Source organism: Pseudomonas sp. 9Ag (assembly GCF_902506445.1).
GTDB classification, from domain to species: domain Bacteria; phylum Pseudomonadota; class Gammaproteobacteria; order Pseudomonadales; family Pseudomonadaceae; genus Stutzerimonas; species Stutzerimonas stutzeri_AB.
On record NZ_LR733836.1, the window covers coordinates 3,710,462 to 3,730,024 of the forward strand.

Consider the following 19,563-nt stretch of genomic DNA (forward strand, 5'->3'; position numbering starts at 1 on the left):
GCAGCGCACTAGCTGCCGGGCCCGAGCCTTAGCTCACAATCAGCCTTGGCGCTGTTTGTGCCGCGGTTCTGCGCTGCAGATCACACGAACGACGCCTTCGCGACGAACGATCTTGCAGTTGCGGCACAGTTTTTTGACCGATGCGCGAACTTTCATGACCAACTCCTAGAACCTTACGAGCTGACTTCAGCGAAGCATTCCGCTGCCGTAGCCCTTCAGGTTGGCTTTTTTCATCAGGGAATCGTACTGGTGGGACATCAGATGTGACTGCACTTGAGACATGAAGTCCATTACAACCACGACCACAATCAGCAACGAGGTCCCGCCAAGGTAGAACGGCACATTTGCAGCAACCACAAGGAACTGAGGAAGCAAGCAAACAGCCGTCATGTACAGGGCACCGAACAAGGTCAAGCGGGTCAGCACACCATCGATATAGCGCGCCGACTGCTCACCAGGACGAATCCCTGGAATAAACGCACCGGACTTCTTCAAGTTTTCTGCAACGTCTTTAGGGTTGAACATCAACGCCGTATAGAAGAAGCAGAAGAAGATGATTCCGGCACTGAACAACAGGATATTCAACGGCTGACCGGGAGCAATCGACTGCGAGATATCAGCCAGCCAGCTCATGCTTTCGGACTGACCAAACCACTGACCCAACGACGCCGGGAACAGTAGAATGCTGCTCGCAAAGATTGCTGGAATCACCCCAGCCATATTGACTTTCAAGGGCAAGTGGCTTGTTTGTGCAGCGAAGACCTTACGACCCTGCTGACGCTTGGCGTAATGCACGGCGATTCGCCGCTGACCACGCTCAATGAAGACCACAAAACCAATGATCGCAACAGCCAGAAGCCCCACGGCCAACAGCGCAATGATATTGACATCACCTTGGCGAGCTGACTCGAAGGACTGCCCTAGGGCGCCCGGCAAACCAGCAACGATACCGGCAAAGATCAACATCGAAATGCCGTTACCGACGCCACGTTCAGTGATCTGCTCACCCAGCCACATCATGAACATCGCACCCGCCACAAACGTGGTGATGGCGACGAAGTAGAAGCCGAAGTCACTACTGAATGCGACACCTTGCCCGGCCAGACCGACGGACATACCGATGGCCTGCACGATAGCCAGCACCAGCGCCAGATAGCGCGTGTACTGACTGATCTTGCGGCGACCGGCCTCGCCTTCCTTCTTCAACTGCTCAAGCTGCGGGCTGACAGCTGTCATAAGCTGCATGATGATCGACGCCGAGATGTACGGCATGATCCCCAGTGCAAAGATGCTCATGCGCTCCAGCGCACCACCTGAAAACATGTTGAACAGACTAAGGATGGTCCCTTCGTTCTGACGGAACAGCTCGGCCAACCTGTCGGGATTGATCCCCGGCACCGGGATGTGCGCCCCTACTCGATAGACGATGATCGCCATCAGCAAAAAGCGCAGACGAGCCCAGAGTTCGGACAGCCCGCCATTACTCAGCGCGGAGAGAGCACCTTGCTTAGCCATTTATTCCTCGAACTTGCCGCCAGCTGCTTCGATAGCCGCACGCGCACCTTTGGTGGCGGCGATGCCTTTCAGGGTCACAGCGCGACCAACCTCACCGGACAGCATGATTTTCACACGCTGCACGTTCTGGTTGATGACGTTGGCATCCTTGAGGCTCTGCACGGAGACAACATCGCCTTCGACCTTGGCCAGCTCGGATGTGCGCACTTCCGCACGATCCATGGCCTTGAGCGATACGAAGCCGAACTTCGGCAGACGACGATGCAACGGCTGCTGACCACCCTCGAATCCAGGAGCAATCTTGCCACCGGAACGGGAAGTCTGACCCTTGTGACCACGGCCACCGGTCTTACCCAGACCGCTACCGATACCGCGACCAGGACGAAGCTTTTCGCGACGGGCACCCGGCGCAGAACGCAGATCGTTCAGTTGCATGGCTTAGCCCTCCACACGGAGCATGTAATAAGCCTTGTTGATCATGCCGCGATTCTCAGGAGTGTCCTGAACCTCGACAGTGTGACCAATGCGACGAAGGCCGAGGCCCTTTACGCACAGCTTGTGATTGGGGATACGACCGCTGACGCTTTTAATCAGCGTGACCTTGACGGTGTTAGCCATGATCAGGAAATCTCCTCGACGCTCTTGCCACGCTTGGCAGCGATCGACTCAGGCGACTGCATGGCCTTCAGCCCCTTGAAAGTGGCATGAACCACGTTCACCGGATTGGTCGAGCCGTAGCACTTAGCCAGGACGTTCTGCACACCAGCCACTTCAAGGATGGCGCGCATTGCGCCTCCGGCGATAACACCGGTACCTTCAGAAGCAGGCTGCATGTAGACCTTGGAGGCGCCATGCGCCGCTTTGGTAGCGTACTGCAGCGTGGTGCCATTCAGATCAACCTGGATCATGTTGCGGCGAGCCGCCTCCATGGCCTTCTGAATAGCAGCAGGTACTTCACGCGACTTGCCGCGACCGAAACCTACACGACCCTTACCATCACCCACCACGGTCAACGCGGTGAAGGTGAAGATACGACCACCCTTTACAGTCTTGGCGACGCGGTTAACTTGAACCAGCTTCTCAATGTAGCCTTCGTCGCGCTTTTGCTCGTTATATGCCATAACTTAGAACTCCAGCCCGCCTTCACGAGCAGCATCAGCCAGTGCCTTGACACGACCGTGGTACTTGAAGCCAGAACGGTCGAACGCCACCTGGGTGACACCTGCGGCCTTAGCACGCTCAGCGACCAGCTGACCAACTTTCTTGGCAGCGTCGACGTTGCCAGTGGCACCGCCGCGCAGTTCTTTGTCCAGAGTCGAGGCGCTGGCCAGGACCTTGCCGCCGTCGGCCGAAAGGACCTGGGCGTAGATGTGCTGGGAAGAGCGGTACACACACAGGCGTACGGTTTCCAGCTCGCGCATCTTCAGGCGTGCCTTGCGAGCGCGACGCAGACGAGTAACTTTCTTTACGCTCATTTGCTATGCCCTACTTCTTCTTAGCTTCTTTACGACGGACCACTTCGTCCGAGTAACGTACGCCTTTGCCTTTGTAAGGCTCAGGACGACGGAAATCGCGGATTTCAGCAGCCACCTGACCGACCAGTTGCTTATCGACACCCTTGATCAGGATATCGGTCTGGCTGGGGGTCTCAGCGGTAACGCCTTGCGGCAGTTCATATTCCACCGGGTGCGAGAAGCCGAGAGCCAGGGACAGCACTTGACCTTTGGCTTGCGCCTTGTAACCAACGCCAACCAGCTGAAGCTTGCGCTCGAAGCCCTGGCTGACGCCGATGACCATATTGTTAACCAGCGCACGGGTGGTACCGGCCATGGCGCGATTCTGCTGATCGCCATTGCGAGCAGCGAAACGCAACTCACCAGCCTCGTGAATCACTTCCACGGACGAGTGCACATTCAGTTCCAGAGCACCCTTGGCACCCTTTACCGAAAGCTGCTGGCCGGACATGTTGAATTCAACACCAGCGGGCAGCTTGACGGGGTTCTTAGCAACGCGAGACATGCTTATCCCCCCTTAGAACACTGTGCAGAGCACTTCGCCGCCAACGCCAGCAGCGCGAGCAGCCCGATCAGTCATCACACCCTTGTTGGTGGACACGATCGAAACACCCAGACCGCCGCGAACCTTCGGCAACTGATCGACGGATTTGTACTGGCGAAGGCCAGGACGGCTTACGCGCTTCAGCTCCTCGATGACCGGACGGCCCTCGAAATACTTAAGCTCGATAGACAGCTGCGGCTTGGCGTCGCTGCTGACGTTGTATCCTGCTATATAGCCTTCACCCTGAAGAACGTTGGCTACAGCCACCTTCAGAGTGGAAGACGGCATGCTTACGACGGACTTTTCGGCCATCTGGGCATTACGGATACGAGTTAGCATGTCCGCTAACGGGTCCTGCATACTCATGGGCTCTTGGCTCCTAATACAAAAAAATAAGCCCGGGAGGGCTCGTGTCGCCTGCTAGATGAGCGAACGCCGAAGGCGTGGCTCGGGCGAGCCGGACATTCTAGAGATAGTCCAGAAACGAATCAAGCCCCATAGGGGCTTGATTTGGAAACAGCCAGCTCGACAGGATCGCCGAGCTACCGTTCTTACCAGCTGGCTTTAACCAGACCCGGTACGTCGCCACGCATGGCGGCCTGACGCAGCATGTTACGCGCAAGACCGAACTTGCGATAAACACCGTGCGGACGACCGGTCAGACGGCAGCGGTTACGCAAGCGCGAAGCGCTTGCGTCACGAGGCTGCTTTTGCAGAGCCACCTGAGCCTCCCAACGCGCTTCCGGAGTGGACTCCGGGTTAGCGATGGTTGCTTTCAGCGCGGCACGCTTCTGGGCGTACTTGGCAACCGTTTGCTGACGCTTCAGCTCACGGTTCTTCATGCTTTGCTTAGCCATGTGCCTACTCCAATCAGTTACGGAACGGGAAGTTGAAGGCACGCAGCAGTGCGCGACCCTCTTCATCCGTCCGAGCAGTAGTGGTCAGAGTGATGTCCAGACCACGCAGGGCATCGATCTTGTCGTAATCGATTTCCGGAAAAATGATCTGCTCTTTCACACCCATGCTGTAATTGCCACGGCCGTCAAACGACTTGGCATTCAGGCCGCGGAAGTCGCGAACCCGAGGCAGGGAGATCGACAACAGACGATCCAGGAATTCGTACATACGATCACTGCGCAAGGTCACCTTGACACCGATCGGCCAGCCCTCGCGGACCTTGAAGCCAGCTATAGACTTGCGAGCGTGAGTCACGACGACCTTCTGGCCGGTGATTTTCTCAAGATCAGCAACCGCGTTATCGATGATTTTCTTATCACCGATGGCCTCGCCAATACCCATGTTCAGGGTGATCTTGGTAATGCGCGGAACTTCCATCACGTTACCAAGCTGAAGCTCTTCTTTCAGCTTGGGAGCGATTTGCTTCCGATAAACTTCTTTTAGTCGTGCCATGGTTATCTACCTAGCAGTCTCAAGCTTCAACCGGCTTTTGGGTCGACTTGAAGACACGAATTTTCTTGCCGTCTTCAACTTTGAACCCAACGCGGTCAGCCTTGTTGGTTTCGCCATTGAAAATAGCGACGTTAGAGGCGTGCAGTGGCGCCTCCTTCTCGACGATACCGCCCTGAACGCCCGACATCGGGTTCGGCTTGGTATGGCGCTTCACCAGGTTGATACCACCGACAACCAGACGGTCGTCAGCGAGAACCCGGAGCACCTTACCGCGCTTGCCCTTGTCTTTGCCGGCGATGACGATGATCTCGTCGTTGCGACGAATCTTTTGCATGCGGCTTCTCCTTACAGCACTTCAGGCGCGAGCGAGACGATCTTCATGAACTTCTCGGAACGAAGCTCACGCGTCACCGGCCCAAAAATACGGGTGCCAATAGGCTCCTGCTTGTTGTTCAGCAGAACAGCAGCGTTGCCATCGAAGCGAATGATGGAGCCGTCAGGACGACGAACACCGTGACGGGTACGGACCACAACAGCGGTCATTACCTGGCCTTTCTTGACCTTGCCACGAGGAATCGCTTCCTTGACGGTAACCTTGATGATGTCGCCGATGCCGGCGTAACGGCGGTGCGAACCGCCGAGAACCTTGATACACATGACGCGACGGGCGCCACTGTTATCAGCCACATCGAGCATTGATTGAGTCTGAATCATATAATTTCTCCGACCCTTAGCCCTTAGACTTCGACGGCACGTTCGACGACATCAACCAACATCCAGCACTTGGTCTTCGCCATAGGACGAGTCTCGCGAATCGTGACCTTGTCACCGATACGGCACTGGTTGGTTTCGTCGTGGGCGTGCAGTTTGGTCGAACGCTTCACGTATTTACCGTAGATCGGGTGCTTGACGCGACGCTCGATCAGTACGGTGATGCTTTTGTCCATCTTGTCGCTGACGACGCGGCCAGTCAGCGTACGGACAGTTTTTTCAACTTCAGCCATGATCACTTACCTGCCTGCTGGTTGAGCACAGTCTTGACACGAGCGATATCGCGCTTGACTTGCGAGAGCAGGTGAGACTGCCCCAACTGGCCAGTTGCTTTCTGCATACGCAGATTGAACTGGTCGCGCAGCAGCTCGAGCAACTGCTCGTTCAGCTGCTGAGCGGATTTTCCACGAAGCTCATTCGCTTTCATCACATCACCGTCCGCTTAACAAAGGAGGTGGCGAGAGGCAGCTTTGCAGCAGCCAGGGCGAATGCCTCACGCGCCAGCTCTTCGGAAACACCCTCGATCTCGTAAAGCACCTTGCCCGGCTGAATCTGGGCAACCCAGTACTCGACGTTACCCTTACCTTTACCCATCCGCACTTCAAGCGGCTTCTTGGAAATAGGCTTGTCGGGGAAAACGCGGATCCAGATCTTGCCGCCACGCTTAACGTGACGAGTCAACGCACGACGTGCAGACTCGATCTGACGCGCAGTAAGACGACCACGGGCGACAGACTTCAGAGCGAATTCGCCGAAGCTGACTTTGCTACCGCGCTGAGCCAGGCCACGGTTGTGACCGGTCATCTGCTTGCGGAATTTTGTACGCTTTGGTTGCAACATTTGGCGTACTCCTTACTTGGCAGCTTTTTTACGAGGCGCAGGCGCTTGCGGCTTGAGCTCTTCATGGCGACCACCAATAACTTCGCCTTTGAAGATCCAAACCTTGACGCCAATCACACCGTAAGTGGTGTGTGCTTCGTAGGTGTTGTAGTCGATATCGGCACGCAGGGTGTGCAACGGCACACGACCTTCCCGATACCATTCTGTACGGGCAATTTCAGCCCCACCCAGACGACCGCTCACCTGGATCTTGATGCCCTTGGCACCAATGCGGATCGCGTTCTGTACGGCGCGCTTCATAGCGCGGCGGAACATTACGCGACGCTCCAGCTGCTGAGCGACGTTCTGTGCTACCAGCATTGCATCGAGCTCCGGCTTGCGGATTTCTTCGATGTTGATGTGCACAGGCACACCCATTCTCTTGGTCAGGTCCTGACGCAGCTTCTCAACATCTTCACCTTTCTTTCCGATCACGATGCCGGGACGAGCGGTGTGGATGGTGATGCGTGCGGTTTGAGCCGGACGATGGATGTCGATACGGCTTACGGACGCGCTTTTTAATTTGTCTTGGAGGTATTCACGCACGTTCAGATCTGCAAGCAGATAATCGGCGTACGTACGACCGTCTGCATACCAGACGGAAGTGTGCTCCTTGACGATTCCCAGGCGAATGCCAGTGGGATGTACTTTCTGACCCATCTGATCGACTCCGTTACTTGTCCGCAACCTTGACAGTGATATGGCAAGACCGCTTGACGATGCGATCAGCGCGGCCTTTGGCACGCGGCATGATGCGCTTAAGCGAACGCCCCTCGTTGACGAAGACAGTGGAGACTTTCAGGTCGTCCACGTCAGCGCCTTCGTTGTGCTCGGCGTTGGCTACAGCCGACTCCAGCACTTTTTTCATGATCTCGGCGGCTTTCTTACTGCTGAAAGCCAGCAGGTTGAGCGCTTCGCCCACCCTCTTCCCGCGGATCTGGTCGGCGACCAGGCGGGCTTTCTGGGCGGAGATGCGAGCGCCCGACAACTTAGCGGCTACTTCCATCTTTCCTTACCCCTTAGCGCTTGCCTTTCTTGTCCGCTACGTGCCCGCGATAAGTGCGGGTACCAGCGAACTCGCCGAGTTTGTGACCGACCATGTCTTCGCTCACGAGAACGGGGACATGTTGACGGCCGTTATGCACAGCGATGGTCAGACCGACCATTTGCGGCAGGATCATCGAACGACGCGACCAGGTTTTAACCGGCTTGCGATCATTCTTTTCCATCGCCACTTCGACCTTCTTCAATAGGTGAAGATCGATAAAAGGACCTTTTTTCAGAGAACGCGGCACTGTCGTATCCCTCTAGTTACTTGCGACGACGGACGATCATGTTATCGGTGCGCTTGTTAGAGCGAGTCTTCGCGCCCTTAGTCGGGAAGCCCCATGGCGACACCGGATGACGACCACCGGAGGTACGACCCTCACCACCACCGTGGGGGTGATCGACCGGGTTCATTGCCACACCGCGAACGGTCGGGCGAACACCGCGCCAGCGCTTGGCACCCGCTTTACCCAGCGAACGCAGGCTGTGCTCGGAGTTCGAGACCTCGCCCAGGGTCGCACGGCATTCAGCCAGCACTTTGCGCATTTCGCCGGAGCGAAGACGCAGCGTCACATAAGCACCTTCACGCGCGACCAGCTGAGCCGAAGCACCAGCGGAACGAGCAATCTGAGCGCCCTTGCCCGGCTTGAGCTCAACACCGTGAACAGTGGAACCCAGCGGAATGTTGCGCAGCGGCAGACTGTTACCAGCCTTGATCGGCGCATTAACGCCGGAAAGCAGCTGATCGCCAGCACTGACGCCTTTGGGAGCGATGATGTAGCGACGCTCACCATCCGCGTACTTGAGTAGCGCAATGTGCGCAGTACGGTTCGGGTCATATTCAACGCGCTCAACGACGGCTGGGATGCCATCCTTGTTACGACGAAAATCAACCAGACGGTAATGCTGCTTGTGACCACCACCAATGTGACGAGTAGTGATTCGACCGTTGTTGTTACGACCGCCAGACTTCGACTTCTTCTCGAGCAGCGGAGCATAAGGAGCGCCTTTGTGCAGCTCCTGACCGACCACTTTGACCACAAAACGGCGGCCCGCGGAAGTCGGTTTGCATTTAACGATTGCCATGATGCACCCCTTCCTTACTCAGCGTTGCCGGAGAAATCGAGATCCTGGCCCGGCTGAAGTGCGATGTACGCCTTCTTCCAGTCATTGCGCTTGCCCAGACCGCGAGCGGTGCGCTTGGTCTTACCCTGAACATTCAGAGTGCTGACCTTGGCGACCTTCACGTTGAACAGGCTTTCGACGGCCTTCTTGATTTCCAGCTTGGTTGCATCAGTAGCAACCTTGAAAACGAATTGGCTTTTGCTATCAGCCAACATGGTTGCCTTCTCGGAGACGTGCGGACCAAGCAGGACTTTGAATACGCGTTCCTGGTTCATCCCAGCAGCTCCTCGAATTTCTTCACAGCCGACACGGTGATCAAGACCTTGTCATAGGCGATCAGGCTGACGGGATCGGAACCCTGAACGTCACGAACATCGACGTGCGGCAGGTTGCGGGCCGCCAGATACAGGTTCTGATCGACAGCATCGGAAACGATCAGTACGTCATTCAGACCCATACCGGTCAGCTTGTTAGCAAGCAGCTTGGTCTTGGGGCTGTCGACGGCGAAATCTTCAACGACGACCAGACGCTCGGAACGAACCAGTTCAGAAAGAATGGAACGCAGCGCTGCGCGGTACATCTTCTTGTTGAGCTTCTGCTCATGGTTCTGCGGTCGAGCAGCGAAAGTCACACCACCGCCACGCCAGATCGGACCACGCGAGGTACCTGCACGAGCACGGCCGGTACCCTTTTGACGCCAGGGGCGCTTGCCGCCACCGGAAACGTCAGAACGGGTCTTCTGCTGCTTGCTACCCTGACGACCGCCAGCCATATAGGCGACGACTGCCTGGTGCACCAGCGTTTCGTTGAACTCACCGCCAAAGGTTTGCTCGGAGACTTCGATGGCTTGTGCGCCATTAACATTCAATTGCATGTGAACTCCCCCTTACCCGCGAGCCTTGGCAGCCGGACGCACGACAACGTCACCACCAGTGGCACCGGGCACTGCACCCTTGACCAACAGCAGATTACGTTCGGCATCGACACGCACGATTTCCAGGGACTGCACGGTTACGCGCTCGGCGCCCATGTGCCCGGACATCTTCTTGCCCTTGAAAACACGGCCTGGAGTCTGGCACTGGCCAATAGAACCCGGGACGCGGTGGGATACGGAGTTACCGTGAGTATTGTCCTGACCACGGAAATTCCACCGCTTGATGGTACCGGCAAAGCCTTTACCCTTGGACTGACCGGTGACATCCACCATTTGTCCAGCCTGGAAAATCTCGGCCTTGATCTGGTCGCCGACCTGGAACTCCTCGCCATCAAGGCGGAATTCCCAGACACCACGACCGGCAGCTACATTCGCCTTGGCGAAGTGACCAGCCTGAGCCTTGGTGACGCGGGACGCGCGACGCTCGCCGACAGTAACCTGCACAGCGCGATAGCCGTCGCTCTCTTCATTTTTGAACTGAGTGACGCGATTCGGCTCGATCTCAATGACCGTAACCGGAATAGAGACACCATCTTCGGTGAAAACGCGGGTCATGCCGCATTTACGACCGACTACACCAATAGTCATGTTGTAACCTCTTGAGTGTACGGGGCTTTCACCCGCTATGGCCGCCCATTTCAGAGCGTTACACGACTAAAACTCCAGGTTTTAGCCGAGGCTGATCTGCACTTCCACGCCAGCCGCAAGATCAAGCTTCATCAGCGCATCGACGGTCTTGTCGGTCGGCTGGACGATATCCAGCACACGCTTATGAGTACGGATCTCGTACTGGTCGCGCGCGTCCTTGTTGACGTGCGGTGAAACCAGAACAGTGAACCGTTCTTTGCGGGTCGGCAGTGGAATCGGACCACGCACCTGAGCACCAGTACGTTTCGCGGTTTCCACGATTTCCTGGGTTGATTGATCGATCAGGCGATGGTCAAAAGCCTTCAACCGAATACGGATTTGTTGGTTTTGCATTTTGACCTCAGACTCCAATTAGCCATCCCTACCAAACGCAATACGCCCGGTAAAAGGAGGCGCAATTGTACGGATGCGTCCAGGGGGTGTCAATAAATGATCAGCAATAGAAAAAAGGGCCCCGAAGGGCCCTTTTCGACACCGAGCGGTTACTCGATGATCTTGGCAACCACGCCGGCACCAACGGTACGGCCGCCTTCGCGAATCGCGAAGCGCAGACCATCTTCCATGGCGATCGGAGCGATCAGGGTGACAACCATCTTGATGTTGTCGCCCGGCATTACCATCTCAACGCCTTCTGGCAGTTCGCAGTTACCGGTGACGTCAGTAGTACGGAAGTAGAACTGCGGACGGTAGCCTTTGAAGAACGGAGTGTGACGGCCGCCTTCTTCCTTGCTCAGTACGTAGACTTCGCCTTCGAACTTGGTGTGCGGCTTGATGGTGCCCGGCTTGGCCAGAACCTGACCACGCTCGACGTCATCACGCTTGGTACCACGCAGCAGCACGCCGACGTTCTCACCTGCACGACCTTCGTCGAGCAGCTTACGGAACATCTCAACACCGGTGCAGGTAGTCTTGGTCGTGGCACGGATACCAACGATTTCGATTTCTTCCTGAACTTTGACGATACCGCGCTCAACACGACCAGTCACAACGGTACCGCGACCGGAGATCGAGAACACGTCTTCGATTGGCATCAGGAACGGCTTGTCGATGGCACGCTCAGGCTCTGGGATGTAGCTGTCCAGAGTTTCGACCAGCTTACGCACGGCCGATACGCCCATTTCGTTGTCGTCCTGACCATTCAGCGCCATCAGCGCAGAACCGATAATGATCGGAGTGTCGTCACCCGGGAAGTCGTAGGTCGACAGCAGGTCACGCACTTCCATCTCAACCAGCTCAAGCAGCTCAGCGTCATCCACCATGTCCGCCTTGTTCAGGAAGACAACGATGTAAGGAACGCCAACCTGACGAGACAACAGGATGTGCTCACGCGTCTGCGGCATGGGGCCGTCAGCTGCGGAGCAAACCAGGATCGCGCCGTCCATCTGCGCAGCACCGGTGATCATGTTCTTCACATAGTCAGCGTGGCCTGGGCAGTCAACGTGGGCGTAGTGACGGATCGAGGAATCATATTCAACGTGGGAGGTGTTGATGGTGATACCACGAGCCTTCTCTTCCGGCGCGTTGTCGATCTGCGAGAAGTCACGCGCAGAGCCGCCCCAAGTTTCAGCACAGACCTTGGTCAGCGCTGCGGTGAGCGTGGTTTTGCCATGGTCGACGTGACCAATGGTACCGACGTTCAGGTGCGGTTTGTTACGTTCGAATTTTTCTTTAGCCACGACAGTAAACCTCTTACTTAAAGGGCTGAATCAACCTTGTTTTTTAACGATAGCTTCGACGATGTTCGACGGAGCCTCAGAGTATTTCGAGAATTCCATGGAGTAGCTGGCGCGACCCTGAGACATGGAGCGGACGTCGGTTGCATAACCGAACATCTCACCCAGCGGAACCTCGGCACGAATGACCTTGCCGGATACCGTATCTTCCATACCCTGGATCAGACCGCGACGACGGTTAAGGTCGCCCATCACGTCACCCATGTAGTCCTCAGGCGTTACCACCTCGACCTTCATGATCGGCTCAAGCACTACGGCGCCGCCCTTTTGGGACAGCTGCTTGGTCGCCATGGAAGCCGCAACCTTGAACGCCATCTCATTGGAGTCGACGTCATGGTAGGAGCCATCGAACACGGTCGCCTTCAGGCCGATCAGCGGATAGCCGGCGACGACGCCGTTCTTCATCTGCTCTTCGATGCCCTTTTGAATAGCAGGGATGTATTCCTTCGGAATAACACCACCAACTACCTCATTGACGAACTGCAGGCCTTCTTGACCCTCATCTGCTGGCGCAAAGCGCACCCAGCAGTGACCGAACTGACCGCGACCGCCAGACTGGCGAACGAACTTGCCTTCGATCTCACAGGACTTCGTGATCTTCTCACGATAAGAAACCTGCGGCTTACCGATGTTGGCTTCGACGTTGAACTCACGACGCATACGGTCGACGAGAATATCGAGGTGCAACTCACCCATACCCGAGATAATGGTCTGACCGGTCTCTTCATCAGTCTTGACGCGGAACGAGGGATCTTCCTGGGCAAGCTTGCCCAGCGCGATCCCCATCTTCTCCTGGTCATCCTTGGTCTTCGGCTCAACCGCCACCGAAATAACCGGCTCAGGGAAGTCCATGCGCACCAGAATGATGGGCTTATCCAAAGCGCAGAGCGTGTCACCAGTAGTGACATCCTTCATGCCGATCAGGGCAGCGATGTCACCGGCGCGAACTTCCTTGATCTCTTCGCGGCTGTTCGCATGCATCTGCACCATACGACCGACACGCTCTTTTTTGCCTTTCACCGAGTTCAGAACACCGTCACCGGAGTTCAGGACACCCGAATAAACGCGAGCGAAGGTCAGCGTACCAACAAAGGGGTCGGTCGCGATCTTGAACGCCAGCGCAGAGAACGGCTCAGCGTCATCCGCGTGACGCTCCATCTCGATGGTTTCGTCATCGATATCGGTACCCTTGATCGCCGGAATGTCAGCTGGCGCAGGGAGATAATCGATAACCGCATCGAGAACCAGAGGAACACCCTTGTTCTTGAACGACGAACCACAGACAGCGAGAACGATTTCACCAGCGATTGTGCGCTGACGCAGAGCAGACTTGATTTCCTCGGTGGTGAGCTCTTCACCTTCGAGGTATTTGTTCATCAGCTCCTCGGTCGCTTCGGCAGCAGCCTCGACCATATTGCTGCGCCACTCATCAGCCAGATCTTGAAGCTCGGCAGGGATCTCCTCCTCACGGAAGGTCATGCCCTTGTCGTCATCGTTCCAGTAGATAGCTTTCATCTTGACCAGATCAATCTGGCCCTGGAAGTTATCTTCTGCACCAATGGCGAGCTGAATCGGGACGGGAGTATGGCCCAGACGCTGCTTTATCTGCGCAACCACACGCAGGAAATTGGCGCCTGCACGGTCCATCTTGTTGACATAGACCAAGCGCGGAACACCGTACTTATTAGCCTGACGCCAAACGGTTTCCGACTGCGGCTCAACACCCGAAGTACCACAGAACACAACGACCGCACCATCGAGTACGCGCAGCGAGCGCTCAACTTCGATGGTGAAGTCAACGTGACCGGGAGTGTCGATGATATTGAAACGATGCTTGTCGAACTGCTTCTCGGAACCAGCCCAGAAAGCGGTAGTGGCAGCAGAGGTGATGGTGATACCACGCTCCTGCTCCTGCACCATCCAATCCATGGTCGCGGCGCCGTCATGCACCTCGCCCATTTTATGGTTTACGCCGGTGTAAAAAAGGACGCGCTCAGTGGTGGTGGTTTTACCAGCATCCACGTGAGCGACGATACCAATGTTACGGTAGCGGTTAATCGGGGTAGTACGAGCCATAAAGCCCTCGCAAGTTGATGACGCTGAAAATTAGAAGCGGTAGTGCGAGAAGGCCTTGTTGGCTTCAGCCATACGGTGCACGTCTTCACGCTTCTTCACAGCAGCGCCTTTACCTTCAAATGCATCCGACAGCTCACCCGCCAAGCGCAGGGCCATGGATTTCTCACCACGCTTACGCGCAGCATCTACCAGCCAGCGCATGGCCAGCGCGTTACGACGGGACGGACGAACTTCGACCGGAACCTGGTAAGTCGCACCACCTACGCGGCGGGACTTCACTTCGACCAGCGGAGCGATGGCGTCGAGTGCTTTTTCGAAGATTTCCAGGGGATCGCTGTTCTTGCGTTCCTTGACCTTTTCCAAGGCCCCATAAACGATACGCTCAGCTACGGCCTTCTTGCCGCTTTCCATCACGTGGTTCATGAACTTGGCGAGGATCAGACTTCCGTACTTCGGATCGTCAAGGATCTCGCGCTTGGCTGCTACACGACGTCTTGGCATTGATAAGCCCTCAAACGGTCTTCAGGTTAGCCCGGGACGATAACGACGAGGTTACGCCCGACCTTACTCTTATCGACTCAAATAAATAAAAATACTGATTACTTCGGACGCTTGGTGCCGTACTTGGAACGGCCCTGCTTACGATCCTTGACACCGGAGGTATCCAGCGAACCGCGCACGGTGTGGTAGCGAACACCGGGAAGGTCTTTTACACGACCGCCACGGATCAGCACGACGCTGTGCTCTTGCAGGTTGTGACCTTCACCACCGATGTAGGAGGCGACTTCAAAACCGTTGGTCAGACGAACACGGCATACTTTACGCAGTGCAGAGTTCGGTTTCTTTGGCGTGGTGGTGTACACACGAGTGCACACGCCACGGCGTTGCGGGCAGTTCTGCAGCGCAGGTACGTCGCTTTTCTCGACGACGCGCTTGCGCGGCTGGCGTACCAGCTGGTTGATCGTTGCCATCTACTAGCTCCACTGTTGTCTTTCGACACAAACGAAAATGGCAGAGCGCAAGGCCCCGCCAAATTAGGGGTACAAGAGTCTAAAGAGCTTCCTGTCCACCGTCAAGGCGCGCCCCGACTTACGCCGGGGCAGACCGCCAATCAGCTACCGCTCGAATTGAGCGCCTCGGTCAGCGCCGCTTCTACTTCATCGGCACTCACGCGAACCGGTTTTTCAGCATCACGCTTGCGCTTGCGCTCGCTGTGATACTGAAGACCGGTACCGGCCGGGATCAGGCGACCCACGACCACGTTCTCTTTCAGCCCGCGCAGATAATCGCGCTTGCCAGTCACCGCAGCCTCGGTGAGGACGCGGGTGGTTTCCTGGAACGATGCCGCCGAAATGAACGACTCGGTAGACAGCGAGGCCTTGGTGATGCCGAGGAGTACACGGATGTACTTCGAACCGAACTTGTCATCCGCAGAGAGACGCTCGTTCTCCTCCAGCACCTGGGTGAGTTCCATCTGGTCACCCTTGATGAAGCTCGAATCACCGGACTCCGCCACTTCGACCTTGCGCAGCATCTGACGCAGGATGGTCTCGATGTGCTTGTCGTTGATCTTCACGCCCTGCAAGCGGTACACGTCCTGAATCTCGTTGACGATGTACTTGGCCAGCGCGCTCACGCCCAGCAGACGAAGGATATCGTGCGGGTTGCTCGGGCCGTCCGAGATAACCTCACCCTTGTTCACCTGCTCACCTTCGAACACGTTGAGGTGACGCCATTTCGGAATCAGCTCTTCGTACGGATCGGTACCATCGGTCGGCGTGATAACCAGGCGACGCTTGCCCTTGGTTTCCTTACCGAAGGAGATGGTGCCGCTGATTTCAGCCAGGATCGACGGCTCTTTCGGACGACGCGCCTCGAAGAGGTCGGCGACGCGCGGCAGACCACCGGTGATGTCACGGGTCTTCGAGGTTTCCTGCGGGATACGTGCAATAACGTCACCCACATTGATCTCGGCACCGTCCGCCACACCGACCAAAGCGTTGGCTGGCAGGAAGTACTGAGCCGGAACATCTGTTCCTGGCAGCAACAGTTCCTTGCCATTCGCATCCACCATCTTGATCGCAGGACGAATGTCCTTGCCCGAGGCTGGGCGATCCTTCGGATCCATCACTTCAATGTTGGTCAGGCCGGTGAGCTCATCGGTCTGACGCTTGATGGTGATGTTTTCCTCCATGCCAACGAAGGTCACGACACCCTTCATCTCGGTGACGATTGGGTGAGTGTGCGGATCCCACTTGGCCACGACCGCGCCCGCGTCAACCTTGTCGCCTTCCTTAATGGAGATAACGGCGCCGTAAGGCAGCTTGTAACGCTCGCGCTCACGACCGAAGTCGTCAGCAACCGCCAGCTCACCGGAACGGGACACCGCAATCAGCGCGCCGTCAGCACGCTCGACGTGCTTCAGGTTATGCAGGCGGATGGTGCCGCCATTCTTGACCATGACGTTGTCGACCGCGGAGGTCCGGCTGGCCGCACCACCGATGTGGAAAGTACGCATCGTCAGCTGAGTACCCGGCTCACCAATCGACTGCGCAGCGATAACGCCCACTGCCTCACCGATGTTCACCTGATGCCCGCGAGCAAGATCGCGGCCGTAGCACTTGGCGCAAATGCCATAGCGGGTTTCACAGCTGATCGGCGAGCGAACCACAACTTCGTCAATGCTGTTGAGCTCAATGAAGTCAACCCACTGCTCGTCAACCAATGTTCCAGCTGGAACCAGTACTTCTTCGCTGCCCGGCTTGAGTACATCACGCGCAATGACACGACCCAGCACGCGCTCGCCCAGCGGCTCGACCACGTCGCCGCCCTCGATGTGCGGCGTCATGAACAGGCCCTGCTCGGTACCGCAGTCGACCTCGGTAACCACCAGATCCTGCGCCACGTCAACCAGACGACGGGTCAGGTAACCGGAGTTGGCCGTCTTCAGAGCGGTATCCGCCAGACCTTTACGAGCACCGTGAGTGGAGATGAAGTACTGGAGTACGTTCAGACCTTCACGGAAGTTCGCGGTGATCGGCGTCTCGATGATAGAGCCGTCCGGCTTGGCCATCAGACCACGCATACCGGCCAGCTGGCGGATCTGGGCAGCAGAACCCCGCGCTCCAGAGTCGGCCATCATGTACATCGAGTTGAATGAGTCCTGCTCGGCCTCGTTACCGTCACGATCGATGACCTTCTCTTTCGAGAGGTTGGCCATCATCGCCTTGGAGACTTCATCGTTGGCTTTCGACCAGAGGTCGATAACCTTGTTGTACTTCTCGCCCTGGGTTACCAGGCCGGAGGCGTACTGCGACTCGATTTCTTTCACTTCCTCGGTGGCGGCATCGATGATGCGTGCCTTCTCGTCAGGGATTACGAAATCGTTCACACCGATGGAAACACCGGAAATGGTCGAGTAGGCGAAGCCGGTATACATCAGTTGGTCGGCAAAGATGACTGTGTCCTTCAGGCCGACCGTGCGGTAGCACAGGTTGATCAGCTTGGAGATCGCCTTCTTCTTCATCGGCTGGTTGACCACGTCGAATGCCAAGCCGGCCGGAACCACCTGGAACAGCAACGCGCGGCCGACAGTGGTGTCGACGATGCGAGTGTTCTTGGTGATCGAGCCGTCGCGATCCTTGATGGTCTCGTTGATGCGCACCTTGACGCGGGCATGCAGCGACGCCTCGCCAGCGCGGAACACGCGGTCGACTTCCTGCAGGTCAGCGAATACCCGCCCTTCGCCCTTGGCATTGATGGCTTCACGGGTCATGTAGTACAGACCCAGAACCACGTCCTGCGATGGAACGATGATCGGCTCACCGTTGGCCGGTGACAGGATGTTATTGGTCGACATCATCAGCGCGCGCGCTTCGAGCTGGGCTTCCAGCGTCAGCGGCACGTGAACGGCCATCTGGTCACCGTCGAAGTCGGCGTTGTAAGCGGCGCAGACTAACGGGTGCAGCTGGATGGCTTTGCCTTCGATCAGGACCGGTTCGAAAGCCTGGATGCCGAGACGGTGCAGCGTGGGTGCACGGTTGAGCAGCACGGGATGTTCGCGGATGACCTCAGCGAGGACGTCCCAAACTTCCGGCAGTTCACGCTCGACCATCTTCTTGGCGGCCTTGATGGTGGTCGCCATGCCACGCATTTCCAGCTTGCCGAAAATGAACGGCTTGAACAGCTCGAGGGCCATCTTCTTCGGCAGACCGCACTGATGCAGGCGCAGGGTCGGGCCAACGGTAATAACCGAACGACCGGAGTAGTCCACACGCTTGCCGAGCAGGTTCTGACGGAAACGACCCTGCTTGCCCTTGATCATATCGGCCAAGGACTTCAGCGGACGCTTGTTCGAGCCAGTGATGGCGCGACCACGACGACCATTGTCCAGCAGCGCGTCAACGGCTTCCTGCAGCATGCGCTTTTCGTTGCGCACGATGATGTCGGGCGCCGACAGATCGAGCAGGCGCTTGAGACGGTTGTTACGGTTGATCACCCGGCGATACAGATCGTTTAGATCCGAAGTCGCGAAGCGGCCACCATCCAGCGGAACCAGCGGGCGCAGATCCGGCGGCAATACCGGCAGAACGGTAAGCACCATCCACTCCGGCAGGTTGCCCGATCCATGGAAGGCTTCCATCAGCTTCAGACGCTTGGACAGCTTTTTGATCTTGGTTTCCGAGTTGGTCTGCGGAATCTCTTCGCGCAGGCGACCGATCTCGTGTTCCAGGTCGATTTCGTGCAGCAGCTCGCGCACAGCCTCGGCACCCATACGGGCGTCGAAATCGTCACCGAATTCTTCCAGCGCTTCAAAGTACTGCTCGTCATTGAGCAGCTGGCCCTTCTCAAGCGTGGTCATGCCCGGATCAATCACCACGTAGCTCTCGAAATAGAGCACGCGCTCGATGTCACGCAGGGTCATGTCCAGCAGCAGGCCGATACGGCTCGGCAGCGACTTTAGGAACCAGATATGAGCAACTGGGGAAGCCAGTTCGATGTGCGCCATGCGCTCACGACGAACCTTCGCCAAAGCGACTTCCACACCGCACTTCTCGCAGATCACGCCACGATGCTTGAGGCGCTTGTACTTTCCGCACAGGCACTCGTAATCCTTGACCGGGCCAAAGATCTTGGCGCAGAACAGGCCATCACGCTCGGGCTTGAACGTACGGTAGTTGATGGTCTCTGGCTTCTTGACCTCGCCAAAGGACCAGGAACGGATCATCTCGGGCGAAGCCAATGCAATCTTGATGGCATCGAACTCTTCGATTTGACCCTGGTTTTTCAACAGATTCAGCAAGTCTTTCAAGGCCTTTCCTCCTCACGGACCGGCGGCACCCGGCTGATGCCGGGCGCCGCTTAGGC

General features: G+C 56.9%; 28 protein-coding genes. All 28 read right to left on the reverse strand.

The genetic code is table 11. The annotated features are described in order from the left end of the window. Positions 1-39: 39 nt before the first annotated feature. Positions 40-156 (reverse strand): 50S ribosomal protein L36, encoded by a 117-nt coding sequence (gene rpmJ, locus ALTERO38_RS16860; protein WP_014854209.1) that lies wholly within the window; start codon positions 154-156, stop codon positions 40-42. 30 nt (positions 157-186) lie between these two features. Further along, the gene (gene secY, locus ALTERO38_RS16865) at positions 187-1,515 is read right to left on the reverse strand and encodes a preprotein translocase subunit SecY (protein WP_159969086.1); all 1,329 of its coding nucleotides are present in this window, start codon (positions 1,513-1,515) and stop codon (positions 187-189) included. Further along, positions 1,516-1,950 (reverse strand): 50S ribosomal protein L15, encoded by a 435-nt coding sequence (gene rplO, locus ALTERO38_RS16870; protein WP_159969087.1) that lies wholly within the window; start codon positions 1,948-1,950, stop codon positions 1,516-1,518. A 3-nt stretch (positions 1,951-1,953) separates the two neighbouring features. Next, a complete protein-coding gene (gene rpmD, locus ALTERO38_RS16875) occupies positions 1,954-2,133 on the reverse strand; it encodes a 50S ribosomal protein L30 (protein WP_003281818.1) in 180 nt (59 codons plus the stop codon). A 2-nt stretch (positions 2,134-2,135) separates the two neighbouring features. Next, entirely contained in the window at positions 2,136-2,636 is a 501-nt protein-coding gene (gene rpsE, locus ALTERO38_RS16880; RefSeq protein ID WP_019339966.1) for a 30S ribosomal protein S5, read from the reverse strand. Between the two features lie 3 nt (positions 2,637-2,639). Further along, positions 2,640-2,990, reverse strand: coding sequence for a 50S ribosomal protein L18 (gene rplR / locus ALTERO38_RS16885; protein ID WP_019339967.1), 351 nt, complete (start codon positions 2,988-2,990; stop codon positions 2,640-2,642). 10 nt (positions 2,991-3,000) lie between these two features. Continuing rightward, positions 3,001-3,534, reverse strand: a complete 534-nt coding sequence (gene rplF, locus ALTERO38_RS16890) for a 50S ribosomal protein L6 (protein ID WP_019339968.1) — start codon at positions 3,532-3,534, stop codon at positions 3,001-3,003. A gap of 12 nt (positions 3,535-3,546) precedes the next feature. Next, positions 3,547-3,939, reverse strand: a complete 393-nt coding sequence (rpsH, locus tag ALTERO38_RS16895; RefSeq protein WP_003281824.1) for a 30S ribosomal protein S8 — start codon at positions 3,937-3,939, stop codon at positions 3,547-3,549. Positions 3,940-4,124: 185 nt separating this feature from the next. Then, on the reverse strand, positions 4,125-4,430 hold the full coding sequence (gene rpsN, locus ALTERO38_RS16900; RefSeq protein WP_046164401.1) for a 30S ribosomal protein S14: 306 nt from the start codon (positions 4,428-4,430) through the stop codon (positions 4,125-4,127). A 13-nt stretch (positions 4,431-4,443) separates the two neighbouring features. Continuing rightward, complete coding sequence (gene rplE / locus ALTERO38_RS16905) at positions 4,444-4,983, reverse strand: 50S ribosomal protein L5 (RefSeq protein ID WP_019339970.1); 540 nt, start codon at positions 4,981-4,983, stop codon at positions 4,444-4,446. Between the two features lie 19 nt (positions 4,984-5,002). After that, positions 5,003-5,317, reverse strand: a complete 315-nt coding sequence (rplX, locus tag ALTERO38_RS16910; RefSeq protein WP_019339971.1) for a 50S ribosomal protein L24 — start codon at positions 5,315-5,317, stop codon at positions 5,003-5,005. An 11-nt stretch (positions 5,318-5,328) separates the two neighbouring features. After that, the gene (rplN, locus tag ALTERO38_RS16915; RefSeq protein ID WP_003289207.1) at positions 5,329-5,697 is read right to left on the reverse strand and encodes a 50S ribosomal protein L14; all 369 of its coding nucleotides are present in this window, start codon (positions 5,695-5,697) and stop codon (positions 5,329-5,331) included. A 23-nt stretch (positions 5,698-5,720) separates the two neighbouring features. Next, the gene (gene rpsQ / locus ALTERO38_RS16920) at positions 5,721-5,987 is read right to left on the reverse strand and encodes a 30S ribosomal protein S17 (RefSeq protein ID WP_025240347.1); all 267 of its coding nucleotides are present in this window, start codon (positions 5,985-5,987) and stop codon (positions 5,721-5,723) included. Positions 5,988-5,989: 2 nt separating this feature from the next. Then, positions 5,990-6,181, reverse strand: a complete 192-nt coding sequence (gene rpmC, locus ALTERO38_RS16925) for a 50S ribosomal protein L29 (RefSeq protein WP_159969088.1) — start codon at positions 6,179-6,181, stop codon at positions 5,990-5,992. Further along, entirely contained in the window at positions 6,181-6,594 is a 414-nt protein-coding gene (gene rplP, locus ALTERO38_RS16930) for a 50S ribosomal protein L16 (protein WP_003176421.1), read from the reverse strand. The genes rpmC and rplP overlap by 1 nt, the downstream gene beginning before the upstream one ends. A gap of 12 nt (positions 6,595-6,606) precedes the next feature. Next, entirely contained in the window at positions 6,607-7,293 is a 687-nt protein-coding gene (gene rpsC / locus ALTERO38_RS16935) for a 30S ribosomal protein S3 (RefSeq protein WP_019339973.1), read from the reverse strand. Between the two features lie 13 nt (positions 7,294-7,306). Further along, positions 7,307-7,639: a 50S ribosomal protein L22 gene (rplV, locus tag ALTERO38_RS16940; RefSeq protein ID WP_007924194.1), complete on the reverse strand. Its 333-nt coding sequence runs from the start codon at positions 7,637-7,639 to the stop codon at positions 7,307-7,309. 13 nt (positions 7,640-7,652) lie between these two features. Next, complete coding sequence (gene rpsS, locus ALTERO38_RS16945; protein ID WP_021209376.1) at positions 7,653-7,928, reverse strand: 30S ribosomal protein S19; 276 nt, start codon at positions 7,926-7,928, stop codon at positions 7,653-7,655. 16 nt (positions 7,929-7,944) lie between these two features. Further along, positions 7,945-8,766, reverse strand: coding sequence for a 50S ribosomal protein L2 (rplB, locus tag ALTERO38_RS16950; RefSeq protein WP_019339975.1), 822 nt, complete (start codon positions 8,764-8,766; stop codon positions 7,945-7,947). Positions 8,767-8,780: 14 nt separating this feature from the next. Beyond that, positions 8,781-9,080: a 50S ribosomal protein L23 gene (gene rplW, locus ALTERO38_RS16955; RefSeq protein ID WP_021209378.1), complete on the reverse strand. Its 300-nt coding sequence runs from the start codon at positions 9,078-9,080 to the stop codon at positions 8,781-8,783. Further along, positions 9,077-9,679 (reverse strand): 50S ribosomal protein L4, encoded by a 603-nt coding sequence (rplD, locus tag ALTERO38_RS16960; protein ID WP_019339977.1) that lies wholly within the window; start codon positions 9,677-9,679, stop codon positions 9,077-9,079. The genes rplW and rplD overlap by 4 nt, the downstream gene beginning before the upstream one ends. A 12-nt stretch (positions 9,680-9,691) precedes the next feature. After that, positions 9,692-10,327, reverse strand: a complete 636-nt coding sequence (gene rplC, locus ALTERO38_RS16965; protein ID WP_045430590.1) for a 50S ribosomal protein L3 — start codon at positions 10,325-10,327, stop codon at positions 9,692-9,694. Positions 10,328-10,408: 81 nt separating this feature from the next. Continuing rightward, a complete protein-coding gene (rpsJ, locus tag ALTERO38_RS16970; protein WP_003186070.1) occupies positions 10,409-10,720 on the reverse strand; it encodes a 30S ribosomal protein S10 in 312 nt (103 codons plus the stop codon). A 149-nt stretch (positions 10,721-10,869) separates the two neighbouring features. Continuing rightward, positions 10,870-12,063 (reverse strand): elongation factor Tu, encoded by a 1,194-nt coding sequence (gene tuf, locus ALTERO38_RS16975; protein WP_025240334.1) that lies wholly within the window; start codon positions 12,061-12,063, stop codon positions 10,870-10,872. 30 nt (positions 12,064-12,093) lie between these two features. Next, positions 12,094-14,196 carry an elongation factor G gene (fusA, locus tag ALTERO38_RS16980; protein ID WP_102838128.1) on the reverse strand — a complete coding sequence of 701 codons (2,103 nt, stop codon included), beginning with the start codon at positions 14,194-14,196 and terminating at the stop codon, positions 12,094-12,096. Between the two features lie 30 nt (positions 14,197-14,226). Further along, the gene (rpsG, locus tag ALTERO38_RS16985) at positions 14,227-14,697 is read right to left on the reverse strand and encodes a 30S ribosomal protein S7 (protein WP_045430600.1); all 471 of its coding nucleotides are present in this window, start codon (positions 14,695-14,697) and stop codon (positions 14,227-14,229) included. Positions 14,698-14,795: 98 nt separating this feature from the next. Next, a complete protein-coding gene (gene rpsL, locus ALTERO38_RS16990) occupies positions 14,796-15,167 on the reverse strand; it encodes a 30S ribosomal protein S12 (RefSeq protein WP_025240342.1) in 372 nt (123 codons plus the stop codon). 140 nt (positions 15,168-15,307) lie between these two features. After that, positions 15,308-19,507 (reverse strand): DNA-directed RNA polymerase subunit beta', encoded by a 4,200-nt coding sequence (gene rpoC, locus ALTERO38_RS16995; RefSeq protein WP_102838129.1) that lies wholly within the window; start codon positions 19,505-19,507, stop codon positions 15,308-15,310. Positions 19,508-19,563: the final 56 nt, after the last annotated feature.